This window comes from Pseudomonas sp. BF-RE-25 (assembly GCF_019956105.1).
Lineage (GTDB): Bacteria > Pseudomonadota > Gammaproteobacteria > Pseudomonadales > Pseudomonadaceae > Aquipseudomonas > Aquipseudomonas migulae.
In genome coordinates, this window is sequence record NZ_JAHBDB010000037.1 from 35,192 (window position 1) to 51,148 (window position 15,957).

A 15,957-nucleotide genomic window follows, 5' to 3' on the forward strand; every position below is an offset into this window, starting at 1 on the left:
CGCGGGTATTTCAGCGTATGAAACGGGTTTTACTGGATCTGCCCGTGGCAATGCTTGAACTTCTTGCCCGAACCGCAGTAGCACAGTTCGTTGCGGCCCAGCTTCTGTTCGTTGCGTACCGGCGCTACGGCGAGGGCTACATCGACCTCTTCACCCAGCAGCTCCGGTTGCTCGAGACCAGGTGCTTCAGCGTGCTCGAACTGCATGCGCGCCGCCAGTGCTTCGGCTTCCTGGCGCAGGCGTTGCTCTTCTTCGATCGGGTCTTCGCGGCGAACCTGAACGTGCGACAGCACACGGATCGAGTCGCGCTTGATCGAATCCAGCAGCTCGGAGAACAGCGTGAACGACTCGCGCTTGTACTCTTGCTTCGGGTTCTTCTGCGCATAGCCACGCAAATGGATGCCGTGACGCAGGTGATCCATGGTCGACAGGTGGTCTTTCCACAGGTCGTCCAGCACGCGCAGAACGATTTGCTTCTCGAAGGTGCGCAGCGCGTCGGCGCCCGCCTGGTCTTCTTTCTCGTTGTACGCCGCGATGAGCTCCTGCATCAGCTTCTCGCGCAGGGTTTCTTCGTACAGGTGATCGTCTTCGTCGAGCCATTGCTGGATCGGCAGCGCCACACCGAAGTCGCTCTGCAACGCCGCTTCCAGACCCGCCACGTCCCACTGCTCAGGCAGCGATTGCGGTGGAATGTGAGCGCTGACGGTCGCGTTGAGTACGTCCTGACGGAAGTCGGCGATGGTTTCACCGATGTTGTCGGCGGCCAGCAACGTGTTGCGCATGTGATAGATCACTTTACGCTGTTCGTTGTTGACGTCGTCGAACTCGAGCAGTTGTTTACGAATGTCGAAGTTACGGCCTTCAACCTTGCGCTGAGCCTTCTCGATGGCGTTGGTCACCATGCGGTGCTCGATCGCTTCACCGGACTGCATGCCCAATGCTTTCATGAAGTTCTTCACCCGGTCAGAGGCAAAGATGCGCATCAGGCTGTCTTCCAGCGACAGGTAGAAACGGCTGGAACCGGCGTCACCCTGACGACCGGCACGACCACGCAACTGGTTGTCGATACGGCGCGATTCGTGACGTTCGGACGCAATCACCTGCAAGCCACCCGACTCCAGCACTTGCTGGTGACGCTTCTGCCAGTCGGCCTTGATCTGGGCAATCTGCTCCGGCGTCGGGTCTTCCAGAGACGCGACTTCCACTTCCCAGTTGCCGCCCAACAGAATGTCGGTACCACGACCGGCCATGTTGGTGGCGATGGTCAGTGCGCCTGGACGACCGGCCTGGGCAATGATTTCGGCTTCTTTTTCGTGGAACTTGGCGTTCAGGACCTTGTGTTCGATGCCTTCCTTCTGCAGCAGCGCAGACATGTGTTCGGAAGTTTCGATGGTTGCAGTACCCACCAGCACCGGACGGCCGTGAGTCATGCACTCCTTGATGTCGTTGATGATCGCCGCGTATTTCTCTTCGGCGGTCAGGAACACCAGGTCGTTGTAGTCTTTACGCGCCAAAGGCTTGTTCGGCGGGATCACCATGACCTGCAGACCGTAGATCTGGTGGAATTCGAACGCTTCGGTGTCTGCGGTACCGGTCATGCCGGACAACTTGTTGTACAGACGGAAGTAGTTCTGGAACGTGGTCGACGCCAACGTCTGGCTTTCGGCCTGGATGTTCAGGTTCTCCTTGGCTTCGATGGCCTGGTGCAGGCCTTCGGACAAACGGCGACCCGGCATGGTACGACCGGTGTGTTCGTCGACCAGGACAACCTGACCGTCCTGCACGATGTATTCAACGTTGCGGTTGAACAGCTTGTGCGCACGCAGGCCGGCATAGACGTGGGTCAGCAGGCCCAGGTTATGCGCCGAATACAGGCTCTCGCCTTCAGCCAGCAGGCCGACTCGGGTCAGCATGTCTTCGATGAACTGGTGACCGGCTTCGTTGAGTTCGACCTGACGGGTCTTCTCGTCGACGGTGTAATGGCCGGCCTTGGTGACTTCGCCTTCGACTTCTTCGACGTGCAATTGCAACTGCGGGATCAGTTTGTTGATCTCGATGTACAGCTTCGAGCTGTCCTCGGCCTGACCGGAAATGATCAGCGGGGTACGGGCTTCGTCGATGAGGATGGAGTCGACTTCGTCGATCACGGCAAAGTTGAGTTCGCGCTGGAATTTTTCTTCCATGCTGAACGCCATGTTGTCGCGCAGGTAGTCGAAACCGAATTCGTTGTTGGTGCCGTAGGTGATGTCGGCGGCGTAGGCCTGACGTTTCTCTTCCGGCGGCTGGAAAGGTGTAACCACACCGACCGTCATGCCGAGGAATTCGTAGAGCGGACGCATCCAGTTGGCGTCACGGCGGGCCAGATAGTCGTTCACGGTAACAACGTGCACGCCTTTGCCGGACAGCGCGTTGAGGTAAACGCCCAGTGTGGCCACCAGGGTCTTGCCTTCACCGGTACGCATTTCCGCGATCATGCCTTCATGCAAGGTCATGCCGCCGATCAGCTGGACATCGAAGTGGCGCATACCCATGACGCGCTTACCGGCTTCGCGGGCGACCGCAAAGGCTTCTGGCAGCAGCTTGTCGAGGGTTTCCCCTTTGGCGATGCGGGCCTTGAACTCATCCGTCTTGGCACGCAATTGATCGTCCGAAAGGGCCACCATTTGCTCTTCGAAGGCATTGACGAGTTGCACCGTCTTGAGCATGCGTTTGACTTCACGCTCGTTCTTGCTTCCAAAAAGTTTCTTTAACAAAGGCGCAAACATATCGGCAGGATCTTCCACACTAAAGGGATGGAGGGCGGCCCCGTGAGTCGCCCGTGCAGCCCTCATGGCCGCATGCGAACGAGCATTCTACCCGGAAACGATGGTGAGGAAAGTGGCGTTGTTCCACGATGCATGCACTGCGCTGTTACGGGGCTCACTTAAAATAAGGGCTTTTTGCTGAACTTCAAGCCACTGACGGCAGAAGTTACTTGTTGATTTAATGGGTAAAGCGCGCGCAAAGCAATGGGTCGGGCGCATCCAGTGCTTTCTGCTACCATGGTCGCTCTGTTACTTCAGGTGTCTGATCATGGCATTTCGCCCTCTTACGGCCAGAGCACCCGCCGTTCTGCTTCGCGAAGCCAAACCGCTGAAAGCCATTTTTGGCCATGCTCAACGCCTGGGTCATTTACAACGTCTGCTCGAAAGCCAATTGCAGCCCGCTGCGCGCGAGCATTGCCATGTGGCGTCGTGGCGCGAAGGCAGCCTGTTGCTGATTGTCACTGACGGTCATTGGGCAACGCGTCTGCGTTATCAACAGAAGCGTCTGCAACGGCAGTTGCAGATGTTTGATGAGTTCGCCAGCCTGACGCGGATTCTGTTCAAGGTGCAGCCGCCGACCGTTCAGCAAGGCGCGGCCGGGCATACCATCAGTTTGTCGACGGATGCGGGGGCGACCATACAAGCGACGGCTGAGGGGATCAGCGATCCGAACCTGCGGGCGGCGCTGGAGCGATTGGCGGCACACGCCAAACCCAAAGACTGACACGGCCCCTGTAGGAGCGAGGCTTGCCCGCGAAGAGGCCCTTGAGGGCGCCAAAAGCTTCGCGGGCAAGCCTCGCTCCTACGAGGGGATGCATCCGTCAGGAAATTAGCGGCGTTTGCTGCCGCCGAGCAACGACCCCATCAAACCGCGCACCAGTTGCCGACCAAGCTGATTGGCCGCCTGTCGCATCGCCGATTTCAGCGCCTGCCCTGCCGCCGTGCCGAGAAACTCTCCAGCCTTGTCGGTGAAGCTCGGTTCCTCCGCAGCAGCCTTGCCCGGCGCCGCTTCGGGTTCCGGCGCCAGGCCTTTGCGCCCCATCAGCACTTCATAGGCCGATTCGCGATCCACCGGTTTGTCATACCGCCCTTTGAACGGCGAGCCGGCGATCAGCAGCGTGCGCTCGGTTTCGCTCAGCGGCCCGATCCGTGATTGCGGCGGTGCCACCAGGACGCGCTGGACCATCTCCGGCGTGCCTTTGTCCTGCAATGTGCCGACCAGCGCCTCGCCGATCCCCAGTTCGGTCAGCACCGACAAGGCATCGAACGCCGGGTTTGGCCGGAAGCCCTCGGCTACCGCACGCAGGGACTTCTGCTCCTTGGCAGTGAACGCACGCAAACCATGCTGGATACGCAGGCCGAGCTGCGCCAGCACGTCATCCGGTAAGTCGCCCGGCGATTGGGTGACGAAATACACGCCCACACCTTTCGAGCGAATCAGCCGCACCACTTGCTCCAATCGCTCCTGCAACGCCTTGGGCGTATCGGCAAACAATAAATGGGCCTCGTCGAAAAACAGCGCCAGCAGCGGTTTGTCGGCATCGCCGCGCTCCGGCAGTTGCTCGAACAGTTCAGCCAGCAGCCACAACAGGAACGTCGCGTAGACCTTCGGCGCTTCGTGCACCAGACGACTGGCATCGAGCAAGTGAATGCGCCCGCGCCCCTCGGCGGTCGGTTGCAGAATGTCTTCGAGTTGCAGCGCCGGCTCGCCGAACAAGGCTTCAGCACCTTGTTGTTCCAGGGTCGCCAATCGGCGCAACAAGGCCTGGCTGGAACCGGTGGTCATCAGCGCGGCGTCGTCGCCCAGCAATTCGGGGTGGTCGCGCAGGTGATTGAGCAGTGCCTTCAGGTCCTTCAAGTCCAGCAGCAACAGGCCTTCGCGGTCCGCCACCTTGAACGCGGCGTACAACGCCGATTGCTGGCTGTCGGTCAACTCCAGCAGGGCACCAATCAACAGCGGGCCCATTTCGCTCAAGGTTGTGCGCAAGGGATGACCAGACTGGCCGTGAATGTCCCACAAAGTGACCGGGTACGCCTGCGGTGTGTGATTCAACCAGGGCATCCCGGCGATTCGCTCGGCGATCTTGCCCTGCGGGTTGCCGGCAGCGCCGAGGCCGCAGAGGTCACCTTTGATGTCCGCCGCGAACACCGCCACGCCGGCATCGCTGAACGCTTCGGCCAGTCGTTGCAAGGTGACGGTCTTGCCGGTCCCGGTAGCGCCCGCGACCAGACCGTGACGGTTCGCCAGGCGCATGGCCTGGGCGATCGGTTGCCCCGCGAGATCGGCACCGATAACGAGTTGCGATGAATCAGGCATTTGGTCACCCATGGTTAATCTTTAATTCTGCACGGCCGATATAAAAGACTGAAAAGCTTCGGTAATCCCCCCAAGGAGAGGACGGAAATATCAGCTTGTTTTCATGACCGCCCACTGCGCGCTTCCTTATAAAAGCACGCCTTGGGCATTAAGACCTTAGCGGAACCCCAAGCCATGAACAAAAATCTGCGCTTCAGCCATAAAATCCTGCTTGCCGCCGCCCTCATCGTCATTGCCGCGTTCGCCTCGTTCACCCTGTACAACGACTATCTACAGCGCAACGCCATTCGTGAGGACCTGGACAAGAATCTGCAAAAAATGGGCAGCGTGACTGCCAACAATATCCAGACCTGGCTGACCGGGCGCAGTCTGCTGATCGAAAACCTCGCACAAAACGCCGCGCTGAACCCGGACATCGGCAACGTCACCAAGCTGCTGGAGCAGAAGGCGGTGACGTCGACCTTCATGGGCGCTTACATTGGCAACAAGGATGGCACCTTCATCATCCGCCCGGACAGCAAAATGCCGGATGGCTATGACCCGCGCGCCCGTCCTTGGTACAAAAGCGCCCAAAGCACCAGTGGCTCGGCGCTGACCGAACCCTACATCGATCTGGCCTCTGGCCAACTGGTCATCTCCATCGTCAACAGTGTGCTCAAGGACGGTCAAAACATCGGTGTGGTCGGTGGTGACCTGAGCCTGCAAGTGATCGCCGACAGCCTGAATGCGCTGGACTTCGATGGCATGGGTTATGCGTTCCTGATCAGCGCCGACGGCAAGATCCTGGTGCACCCGGACAAAGCGCTGGTGATGAAATCCCTGGCTGAGTCGTACCCGAAAAATACACCGCGCATCAGCAGCGATTTCAGTGAAGTGGAAGTCGATGGCAAAACCCGCATCGTCACTTTCACCCCGATCAAAGGCCTGTCTTCCGTCAACTGGTACATCGGTCTGTCGGTGGATAAGGACAAAGCCTTCGCGAAACTCAGCGATTTCCGCGCCTCGGCGGTCGTTGCGACCGTCATCGCAGTTGCGATCATCATTGCCTTGCTGGGCATGCTGATCCGCATCCTGATCCAGCCGCTGCACGTCATGACCCGCGCCATGGCCGACATTGCCGACGGTGAGGGCGACCTGACCAAACGCCTGACGATTCAGAACAACGATGAATTCGGCCTCCTGGGCACCGCGTTCAACCGTTTCGTGGAGCGCATTCACGGTTCGATCCGCGAAGTGTCTTCGGCCACCGGTCAGGTCAACGAAGTGGCACTGCGTGTAGTCGCGGCTTCCAACTCGTCGATGTACAACTCCGACCAGCAAGCTTCGCGCACCAGCAGCGTCGCCGCCGCGATCAATCAGCTCGGTGCCGCAGCCCAGGAAATCGCGCGCAATGCAGCCCAGGCGTCGAGCCAGGCCAGCGATGCCCGAAACCTCGCCGAAGACGGCCAACAGGTGGTGGATCGCAGCATTGTCGCGATGAACCAACTGTCGAGCATGCTCAGCGCTTCGAGCACCAACATCGAATCGCTGAACAGCAAAACGGTGAACATCGGGCAGATTCTCGAAGTGATCACCAGCATTTCCCAGCAAACCAACCTGCTGGCGCTGAACGCCGCGATCGAAGCTGCCCGAGCCGGTGAAGCCGGGCGTGGTTTTGCCGTGGTGGCCGATGAAGTGCGCAACCTGGCGCATCGCACCCAGGAGTCGGCGCAGCAGGTGCAGACCATGATCGAGGAGCTGCAAATCGGCGCCCGCGAATCCGTCAGCACCATGAGCGACAGCCAGCGCCACAGTCAGGACAGCGTGGAAATCGCCAACCTGGCGGGCGAACGCCTGAACAGCGTGACGTTGCGCATTGGTGAAATCGACGGGATGAACCAGTCCGTGGCGACGGCGACCGAGGAACAAACGGCGGTGGTGGAATCGATCAACGTCGACATTACCGAGATCAATACGCTCAACCAGGAAGGGGTGGAAAACCTGCAATCGACGTTGCGGGCGTGTTCGGACCTGGAACAGCAGGCGGCGCGTCTCAAGCAGTTGGTCGGTAGTTTCCGGATCTAATGCGCGTCTGAAGGCCTCATCGCTGGCAAGCCAGCTCCTACAGGGATCAGCGTCGCCCTTGTAGGAGCCGGCTTGCCGGCGATGGCGTCCTGCCAACCACTGCATAACTCGCTGACACCCCACCACAAAACCCCAGCCGAACATCTATTCTTCATTAAGGTCAACCAAGGGAGTACAACGGACCGGAGGGATGTTCATCGTGCACATCGCGGACATAACCATGTTCTACGCCCCTGCCAGCGGTGGCGTGCGCACGTATCTGGATGCAAAACACCGTCGTCTGGGCGTCAAGCCCGGCATTCGCCACAGCCTGCTGATCCCCGGCTCACACTTGAGTGAACAGGACGGCGTTTACACGGTTCCGGCCCCTGCCCTGCCCTTCGGCAAGGGTTATCGTTTCCCTCTCCGTCTCGCCCCTTGGCGAAATGTCCTGCAGGATTTGCAGCCCGATCTGATCGAGGTCGGCGACCCGTACCTCACAGCCTGGGCGGCGCTCGACGCCCGCCGCCAACTCGACGTGCCAGTGATCGGCTTCTATCACTCGGACTTGCCGCTGCTGGTCAGCAATCGCATGGGCAATTGGGTCACAACCAACGTCGAAGCGTATGTCAAAAAGCTCTACGGCAACTTCGACCGGGTCTTGGCGCCGAGCCGGATCATGGCCGACAAACTGACCAGCCTGGGCGTGAACAACGTTTTCGTCCAAACCCTGGGCGTCGACCTGCAAACCTTTCATCCCGATGCCCGGGATCCAAGCCTGCGCACGCAACTGGGCATCAATGAAAACACGCACCTGCTGATTTTTGCCGGGCGTGGTTCCAAGGAAAAAAACCTGCCGGTGTTGCTGGAATGCATGCGGCGCCTGGGACGGCGTTATCACCTGTTGCTGGTGGGGTCGTCGATGCCGGTCGTGGTCCCGGACAACGTCACCGTCATCCATGAGTTCTGCCCCGTCACGCAGGTGGCGAAGTTGATGGCCAGCGCCGATGCGCTGCTGCATGCCGGAGATCAGGAAACGTTTGGCCTGGTGATCCTCGAAGCCATGGCCAGCGGCATTCCGGTGGTAGCCGTGGCGGCGGGAGCCTTTGAAGAAATCATCAGCGCAGAATGCGGGCTGCTGTGCGCGCCGAACGACCCGGTGGCGATGGCCAATGCGGTGCGGGAGCTGTTCAGTTCAGGCAGTGCCGCGTTCGGCCAACAAGCGCGCCTCCATGTCGAACGGGAATACTCGTGGGACACGGTGGTCGACAGCCTGTTGGGCCACTATCACGCCGTCCTCGGCAATCAATGGCCGCTGGCCGCCAATGGTTGAGTCCATGACCGCGCCCTGCCTGTTACTCGTGCTGCATGACGTCGCGCCGCACACCTGGGCCGATTACCAACCTTTTGTCGAAGCCGTCGACAACTTGGGCAAAGTGCCGATGACCTGGCTGGTGGTGCCGGATTACCACAGACACAACGATCTGGAGGCACACCCGGGGTTGCGCCGCCTGCTGACCGGTCGTGTCGCCCGAGGTGACGAACTGGCGCTGCACGGCTATTTTCATTGTGATGACGAGCCGCCGCCCAACACGCCACGAGACTGGTTCATGCGCCGCATTTATACCCGTGAAGGCGAGTTCTACACGCTGTCGCAGGACGCGGCCCTCGCGCGTCTGCGCGCAGGTATCGAGCTGTTTCATCGCTATCACTGGCCGCTCGAAGGGTTCGTCGCTCCGGCCTGGTTGATGAGCGAAGGTACGCGCCGGGCCTTGCGCCAGTTACCCCTGAGTTACACCAGCGATCCACAGCATCTTTTTCGTCTGCCGGATTTCACCCCGGTCGATGCGCCGGGACTGGTCTGGAGTGCGCGCAGCGCATGGCGGCGAGGTTTGTCGAAGATCGTCAGCGATCAGCGCGAACAACGCTTGCGCCAGGCGCCGGTAATTCGTCTAGGCCTGCACCCGGTGGACATGCGTCATCGGTTCGCGCGCGATTACTGGCTGCACACCCTCAAGCGATTACTCGACCAAGGCCGCATGCCGATGACCAAGGCTCGTTGGCTGGCGCTGCACAGCGACCGTGTCGGTCGCGCCGCATGAGCCGGGGGATTCTGCTGTTTGTCGCGCTGCTCGCGGCGGTGCTGATTCCGCTGCTGCTGGGTGGCAACCAGACCTGGTCGCGATTGCAAAGCTTTCCACTGAGCTGGTTGCTGATCATGTTCGGCATGATCCTGCTGTGCTGGGTGGTGAACACGATGCGTTTGCGCCTGTTGCTGGGCGATGAGCGCGACAAGGTCAGCCCGGTCAAAAGCCTCGGCGTGGTGATGGCTGCCGAGTTCGCCTACTGCGCCACACCGGGCGGCAGCGGCGGACCGCTGACCATCATGGCGCTGCTGGCGCGCAACGGGGTGAGGCCGGCACGGGGCAGCGCGGTTTTCGCCATGGACCAACTCAGCGATCTGCTGTTCTTTCTCTGCGCGTTAAGCGGGATTCTGATTTATGCGCTGTTCCAGCACCTCAGCGAACGCATGGAGTGGCTACTGACCGTCAGTGCGATATCGATGTTCGGCGGGCTGCTCAGTTGTGTGGTGATCGCGCGCTACCATCGGCTGCTGATTCGCCTGAGCGGGCGGCTGCTCGCACGCCTCAATGTCAAAGGCACCACGCGCCTGCGCTGGGCGCGAAAACTCCTGCACTTTCTTGCGGCGTTCACTGACACGCTGAAGTTGCCCTTTCGGACATTGATCAAGGTGTTTGCCCTGACCTGTGTGCATTGGGTGCTGCGCTATAGCGTGTTGTACCTGGCGTTGCGCGGGCTCGGCGCGGACTTGCAGTGGGCCTGGAGCTTTTTGATTCAGATGCTTTCGCTGAGTGCGGGGCAGTTCAGCCTGTTGCCGGGAGGCGCCGGGGCGGCGGAATTGACCTCGGCTGCATTGCTGGCGCCCATGGTGGGGAAATCCACTGCGGCGGCGGCGATTTTGATTTGGCGGGCGGTGACTTATTACTTTTATCTGGTGGTGGGGGGGCCGGTTTTTTTGTTGATGGTTGGGCGGCCTTTGTTGAAGAAGTTGATGAGGTTTAGGCAGGCTTAGGGCTTTTTTGATGGTGTACATATCCGTTTTTTGGTTACGGTGGCTATTGGTTTCGCCCTTACGGCGAGTCACTTTGGAAAAGCCCCAAAGTAACCAAAGGGCTCTTGCCCCTTTCGTTCGGTGGCTCGCTAAGGCTCGCCATGCCCTCGCTCCGGTCCTGCTCCGTGGGCCCGCCGCCATCGGCCATCCATGGCCGGGGGCGGCTAACCCGGCATCCATGCCGGGTTGCCCACTGCGCAGAACCTCCACTCGGCCTTCCGACGGGGCAGATCAAGATCAAAAGCCAAAGCGAGGCGGCCTGCCAGCCGACCTGTTTCTTTGCTCGTACGCATTCCCCCTGTAGGAGCCAGCTTGCTGGCGATGGACGTCAACGATAACGCGGGCTGTCTGAATGAACGCGTTGCCCAGACGTTTTTCGCCGGCAAGCCGGCTCCTACAGTCGATCGTATTTATCCAAATGCATATGCATTTCCCTTGTAGGAGCCAGCTTGCTGGCGATGGGCGCCAACGATAACGCGGGCTGCCTGAATGAACGCGTCGCCTAGACGTTTTTCGCCGGCAAGCCGGCTCCTACAGGGGGCACGTACGCTTTTGATTTTCACCACTCATCAGGCCGAGCGTTAGCTCGCCTTCAGCTTTTGATCTTGAGGTACACGCCCCCTCGAGAGGCCGAGTGGAGGTTCTGCGTAGTGGGCAACCCGGCATGGATGCCGGGTTAGCCGCGCACGGCCATGGATGGCCGATCGCGGCGGGCCCACGGAGCAGGACCGGAGCGAGCCACCGAACGAAAGGGGCAAGAGCCCTTGGTTACTTGGGGCTTTTCCAAGTGACTCGCCGTAAGGGCGAAACCAATAGCGGCCATAACCGCAGAAATGGATATGTACACCTGAAAGAAAATAGTCGCCGGATAGACCGCTATCGCCGGCAAGCCAGCTCCTACAGGGACCGGGTACATCCGCAAGAGTCGGGGCATATGGGCAAACACACAAAGGGCGCTCTATGATTGAACCCTATGACCACATCGATGCCGATCCGCCAACCCTGCCCGCCCGGTGCCTGCAACTGCGAGCGTGAACCGCTGCTGGAAAAAGCGGGCGCGGACCTGCGCATCCTGTTCCTGACCCGCACCGAGGAAAAACGCCTGCTCGACCGCCTGGAAAACCTCCAGAGCCTGAGCGACCTCGAACGGCTGCAACAGCGGATGTTCGAACAACTGGGCATCCGGGTCGAAATCGCCCCCGGCTTCAACGAAGTCCGCACCATGCGCGGCATCGCCATCTCCATCGGCGAATTGCCGGGGCTGTGCCGCAAAACCCGCCAGGCGATCCCGGCCGCGATTCGTCGCGGGCTGGAGAAACGTCCGGAAATCGCCTACGAACTGCTCAACGCCAACGACCTGCTGCGCGACGCTTGACGGCTGAATGCCCCCGAACAATCCCGAATGCCACGAAAGAGGATCAGCGGTCGTACGCGAATCCCGGCGCGCTGCTATGCCTTCTCAAAGGGAGAAAGACATTCAAGCCCGTCAGGATGAAGCGGGAAACAGGCGTGACCGTGGTCCCGGCGCCAGCCAGGTGCGCGAAGAGCAACAGGTGCCAATCCCTATCAGGAGGTGGCAGATGTTATTCATGGTCAGTTGGTCAATCAGTCCGCAAAACCGCAACAGCGTGATCAAGCGCTTTCTCGAAACCCAAGGTGCCCCGCCCCCCGGCGTCAAGATGCTCGGGCGCTGGCATGCCGTCGGTGGCTCGAGCGGTTTTGGCATCGCGGAAACCGACGATGCCGTACAGATTCAAAAATGGGTGCTGCAATGGAGTGACCTGATGAGCATGGAGGTTCATGCGGCACTCACCGATGAGCAGGCTGGGCCTCTGCTGGCGGCGGCTGTCAGCAAGTAATCATCGTCGTGGCGGCGAGTCGTGCTCGCCGCCACGACGCAGGCGCTCTGTCAGCGTCAGGCTTTAGATCCTGCTACGTCTTCACTCCCACCCGCCGCCGCATCTCGGCAGTGATTGCCTGAGCAGCAGAGCGATACGCCGGGAGAAAAATTCAATCGGGGTTGAAACTGCCCTGACAGACGGGCAGATGGCCGGGCACTGGGCACGCTGGCAAGTGAATATACTCAGCGGGAGTGGACACATCCTCCGGAGAGCAATCATGCGAACGGTTCACGTCATCACCCCCGAAAAAACCCCGGGGCCGGTCAATGTGGTGGGTGAGGCGATCACGGTTCTCGCTGGCGGCGATCTGAGCAAACCCTTTGAAATGCACATTCAGGAAGGCGTGCAAGGGGGCGGGCCGCCGCTGCATTTCCATCCATGGGACGAGGCTTTCTACGTTACCGACGGGCAGGTCGAAGTGACGGTCGAGGGCAAGTCCACCACTGTTTCTGCCGGCGGCTACGTGCATATTCCCGGTGGGTCGATCCATGCCTACAAGAACATCAGCGCGACCGCGAGGATGATTGGCGTGGTGTCCGATCCACGCGGCGGCCAGTTTTTTACGGCGGTGGACCGGCTGAGGGTGCCGGAGGATTTGCCGCGAATCCTGGAGATTGCCGAAGCGCACGGGGTTACGTTTCTGATTCCGAAATCACCGCAGCCTCTGTAGGAGCCAGGCTTGCCGGCGAAGGGGCCTGTCAGTACGCCTTCGCCGGCAAGCCTGGCTCCTACAAAAAGCTATCAGTCAAACCGCGCCACCCTTGGCCTGCTGCTCCAGATGCACCTGCAACTGCGGATCTATCTGCAACGCCGCCGCCAGTTCATCCAGGTAGCTGCGCTCGGCGTCTTGCTGATCGTCCACCAGCATCACGCTGGCCAGGTACATCTCCGCCGCCATCGCCGGGTCCGTCGCCGATTGCGCCACATCCGCGGGATCCAGCGGCCGGGCGACTTCATCATCCAGCCATTGCTGCAATTCCGGGTCATCGGTGTGGCGGCCGATTTCAGTGCTGATCATTTGTTTCTCGGCGGCGTCGATCCGGCCATCGGCCTTCGCCGCCGCGATCAATGCGCGCAGGACCGCGTGGCTGTGGTCCTCGACTTCCGGGCCGGAGAGCAGATCCACGGTGCGCGGCGCCTGTTGCGGCGCGGCCGCCTGACTGCTTTGCCAGGCCTGATACGCCTGAAAAGCCATCATCCCCAGGGACGCCAACGCCGCGTAGTTGGTGCCCCCACCCGAGCGAGGCTGGGTCGCGCCGCCCATGGCCGAACCGCCGCCCAGCAAGCCCCCGAGCAAACCGCCCAACCCGGCGTTTGCACCGCCACCGCCACCGCCGCCCAACAGGCCACCGAGTAACCCGCCAAGACCGCCACCCATGCCACCCATGCCACCTTGCTGCGTCATCGAGCCCTGGCCGGCTCGCAAGAGTTGTTCGAGCAAATCGCTGGTGTTCATGACGACGTCCTCATCGGTTGGAGTTATCCAGTCAGGCAACGATAGTCCTCGTACGCCGTTGCGCCATTACCGTTTGGCTGACTTCGCTGCCTTTGGTGTTCAAGCGTTTGGGGGTATATCCATTGTTTTGGTGATGGCGGCTGGCGGTTTCGCCCTTACGGCGAGTCACTTTCGAAAAGCAGAAGGTGAGCTAACGCTCGGCCTGATGAGTGGCGAAAATCAAAAGCGTACGCGATTCCCTGTAGGAGCCGGCTTGCTGGCGATGGCGGAGGGTCAGTCACCTGTTGATTGGCTACACGAACGCTATCGCCGGCAAGCCAGCTCCTACAGGGGGTTGCGGACATTCGTGAGTGAAAGGTCGGCTGGAAGGACGCCATCGCCAGCAAGCCGGCTCCTACAGGGGGAGTGCGTAAATGTCAGAATTTATGCGGCCACCACAGCGCGCAAGTGTGCGTACGAGCAAAGAGCCAGGCCGGCTGGCAGGCCGCCTCGTTTTTGCTTTGGCTTTGGCTTTGGCTTTGGCTTTTGATCTGCCCCGTCGGAAGGCCGAGCGCAGGTTCTGCGCAGTGGGCAACCCGGCATGGATGCCGGGTTAGCCGCCCCCGGCCAGGGATGGCCGATGGCGGCGGGCCCACGGAGCAGGACCGGAGCGAGGGCATGGCGAGCCTTGGTGAGCCACCGTACGTCAGGGGCAAAGCCTTTTGGTTCCTTTTTGGCGTTTGAAAAAGGGACTCGCTGTAAGAGCGAAACCAATAGCCGCCGTTACCGCAGGAATGGATATGTACACCCTCAAAAAAAATAGCCGCCTGATACACAGCCATCGCGAGCAGGCTCACTCCCACAAGGGTTCCGGGTACATCCACAAAATCAGGTCAGCCCCCCCTGAAATGGACGCAAGCGCAGTCCGACAGCGACATTCCCCTTGGTGAAGGATTTCATCCCCAACACCACAGTATTTTTTGACGACCCAGCTAAGATTTACAGACGGTGAACCTTATTCCCGGATTTCCGGTCGATACCTGCAACCCGACCCGGTTCGCCACCGCCCCCGATCAACGAGGGTGATGACTGGCTTGCTTCACTTTCTGGAGAACGCCCCCGTGATATCCACCCTACACATCGCCAGGCTCAAAGCATGGGGCGCCCATGGTTTTACCGCCACTGGCGTAGTCACAGCCTTCCTCGCCACCCTCGCCCTGCTGGAAAACCAGCCCACCAATTGCCTGCTGTGGCTGGGCGTCGCACTGATCGTCGACGGGCTCGACGGCGCACTGGCGCGCAAGGTCAATGTGCAGTCAGTGTTGCCAAGCTTCGACGGCTCGATCCTTGACCTCGTCATCGACTACCTGACGTACGTGTTTATCCCGGCACTGTTTATCTATCGTTACATCCCGTTGCCGGACTACACCCTGCTGCTGACCGTGTCACTGATTCTGGTCTCGTCGCTGTTCTGCTTCTGCAACGTCAACATGAAAAGCAAAGACAACTACTTCCAGGGCTTCCCCGCCGCGTGGAACGTGGTTGCGCTGTGCCTGTACATCATCGCCCCGTCGCCGTGGATCACCCTGCTCACCGTCATCGGCCTGGCGTTGCTGACCGTGACCCGGATGAAATTCCTGCACCCGTTTCGCGTGCGCCGGTTCATGCCGATCAACATCGCTGTGACGGCCATCTGGTTGCTGTGCAGCTTGTCGCTGGTGATCAACCATCCGGTGATCAACCCGATGGTCATGGGGCTCTGGTTGCTGATGTCGGCCTATTTCCTGGGGATTTGCATCTGGCGCACGGCGATGGAATGGTTTGACGGCTCGCGGCACCCATAAGCCATGCCTATTCATATCGTACGACTCGGCTCACCGCGCCTGCCCGATGAAGGCCTTCGGTTAGGCACCGTACGCCGCCCGCCTCGTGGCGTACCGAAGGCTGAGTTTGCCCGCCGGGATTTTTATGATGTGTGGCAACCACTGCTGTCGCCCAGTGCTGAATTAGTCGCCGAAGCCAAGGCGGCGACAGATGAAAAAACCTGGGAAGGCTTCAAGCGCAAGTTCAAGGCTGAAATGAATCAGTCTGCGCCCAGCCAGTTGCTGGATCTGTTGGCAGCCCTCTCCCATCACACCTCGCTGGCCGTCGGCTGCTATTGCGAAGATGAAGCGCACTGCCATCGCTCCGTGCTGCGCGAGCTGTTGCAGGCACGCGGCGCCAAGATTATTTAAATCCCATCCCCCCACAATTCCCCCCTGTAGGAGCCGGCTTGCTGGCGATGGCGTCCTTTCAGGCGACAGATGTGTCGATTGACCCACCGC

Annotated in this window: 13 protein-coding genes; 10 read left to right on the forward strand and 3 right to left on the reverse strand. The window is 60.3% G+C overall.

The features are described from left to right. Positions 1 to 29 precede the first annotated feature (29 nt). A complete protein-coding gene (gene secA, locus KGB24_RS18040) occupies positions 30 to 2,765 on the reverse strand; it encodes a preprotein translocase subunit SecA (RefSeq protein ID WP_223415662.1) in 2,736 nt (911 codons plus the stop codon). Positions 2,766 to 3,072: 307 nt separating this feature from the next. Here secA and KGB24_RS18045 point away from each other — a divergent pair, with 307 nt between their 5' ends. Continuing rightward, positions 3,073 to 3,528, forward strand: coding sequence for a DUF721 domain-containing protein (locus KGB24_RS18045; RefSeq protein WP_008029261.1), 456 nt, complete (start codon positions 3,073 to 3,075; stop codon positions 3,526 to 3,528). Positions 3,529 to 3,633: 105 nt separating this feature from the next. On the opposite strand, the gene KGB24_RS18050 is transcribed toward KGB24_RS18045, so the two are convergent. Continuing rightward, complete coding sequence (locus tag KGB24_RS18050) at positions 3,634 to 5,121, reverse strand: helicase HerA-like domain-containing protein (RefSeq protein WP_223415663.1); 1,488 nt, start codon at positions 5,119 to 5,121, stop codon at positions 3,634 to 3,636. Between the two features lie 174 nt (positions 5,122 to 5,295). On the opposite strand from KGB24_RS18050, the gene KGB24_RS18055 reads away from it, so the two are divergent. The 7 genes from KGB24_RS18055 (at position 5,296) to KGB24_RS18085 (ending at position 12,868) form a co-directional block, all read left to right on the forward strand. Further along, a complete protein-coding gene (locus KGB24_RS18055) occupies positions 5,296 to 7,185 on the forward strand; it encodes a methyl-accepting chemotaxis protein (protein ID WP_008029266.1) in 1,890 nt (629 codons plus the stop codon). A 190-nt stretch (positions 7,186 to 7,375) separates the two neighbouring features. Then, positions 7,376 to 8,497, forward strand: coding sequence for a glycosyltransferase family 4 protein (locus KGB24_RS18060; RefSeq protein ID WP_223415664.1), 1,122 nt, complete (start codon positions 7,376 to 7,378; stop codon positions 8,495 to 8,497). After that, positions 8,490 to 9,266, forward strand: a complete 777-nt coding sequence (locus tag KGB24_RS18065; RefSeq protein WP_223415665.1) for a DUF2334 domain-containing protein — start codon at positions 8,490 to 8,492, stop codon at positions 9,264 to 9,266. Before KGB24_RS18060 ends, KGB24_RS18065 begins: the two co-directional genes overlap by 8 nt. Further along, the gene (locus KGB24_RS18070; protein ID WP_008043336.1) at positions 9,263 to 10,258 is read left to right on the forward strand and encodes a YbhN family protein; all 996 of its coding nucleotides are present in this window, start codon (positions 9,263 to 9,265) and stop codon (positions 10,256 to 10,258) included. Before KGB24_RS18065 ends, KGB24_RS18070 begins: the two co-directional genes overlap by 4 nt. Before the next feature lie 1,012 nt (positions 10,259 to 11,270). Continuing rightward, positions 11,271 to 11,672: a hypothetical protein gene (locus KGB24_RS18075; protein WP_032829188.1), complete on the forward strand. Its 402-nt coding sequence runs from the start codon at positions 11,271 to 11,273 to the stop codon at positions 11,670 to 11,672. 205 nt (positions 11,673 to 11,877) lie between these two features. Beyond that, positions 11,878 to 12,156 carry a DUF3303 domain-containing protein gene (locus KGB24_RS18080; RefSeq protein WP_008034753.1) on the forward strand — a complete coding sequence of 93 codons (279 nt, stop codon included), beginning with the start codon at positions 11,878 to 11,880 and terminating at the stop codon, positions 12,154 to 12,156. A 259-nt stretch (positions 12,157 to 12,415) separates the two neighbouring features. Further along, positions 12,416 to 12,868 carry a cupin domain-containing protein gene (locus KGB24_RS18085; protein ID WP_008034751.1) on the forward strand — a complete coding sequence of 151 codons (453 nt, stop codon included), beginning with the start codon at positions 12,416 to 12,418 and terminating at the stop codon, positions 12,866 to 12,868. Positions 12,869 to 12,943: 75 nt separating this feature from the next. On the opposite strand, the gene KGB24_RS18090 is transcribed toward KGB24_RS18085, so the two are convergent. Beyond that, positions 12,944 to 13,654, reverse strand: a complete 711-nt coding sequence (locus tag KGB24_RS18090; protein ID WP_223415726.1) for a tellurite resistance TerB family protein — start codon at positions 13,652 to 13,654, stop codon at positions 12,944 to 12,946. Between the two features lie 1,100 nt (positions 13,655 to 14,754). Between KGB24_RS18090 and pcsA the strand changes: the two genes are divergently transcribed. Then, positions 14,755 to 15,477, forward strand: a complete 723-nt coding sequence (pcsA, locus tag KGB24_RS18095) for a phosphatidylcholine synthase (RefSeq protein ID WP_008028178.1) — start codon at positions 14,755 to 14,757, stop codon at positions 15,475 to 15,477. A gap of 3 nt (positions 15,478 to 15,480) precedes the next feature. Continuing rightward, positions 15,481 to 15,867 carry a DUF488 domain-containing protein gene (locus tag KGB24_RS18100; RefSeq protein WP_223415725.1) on the forward strand — a complete coding sequence of 129 codons (387 nt, stop codon included), beginning with the start codon at positions 15,481 to 15,483 and terminating at the stop codon, positions 15,865 to 15,867. Positions 15,868 to 15,957 lie beyond the last annotated feature (90 nt).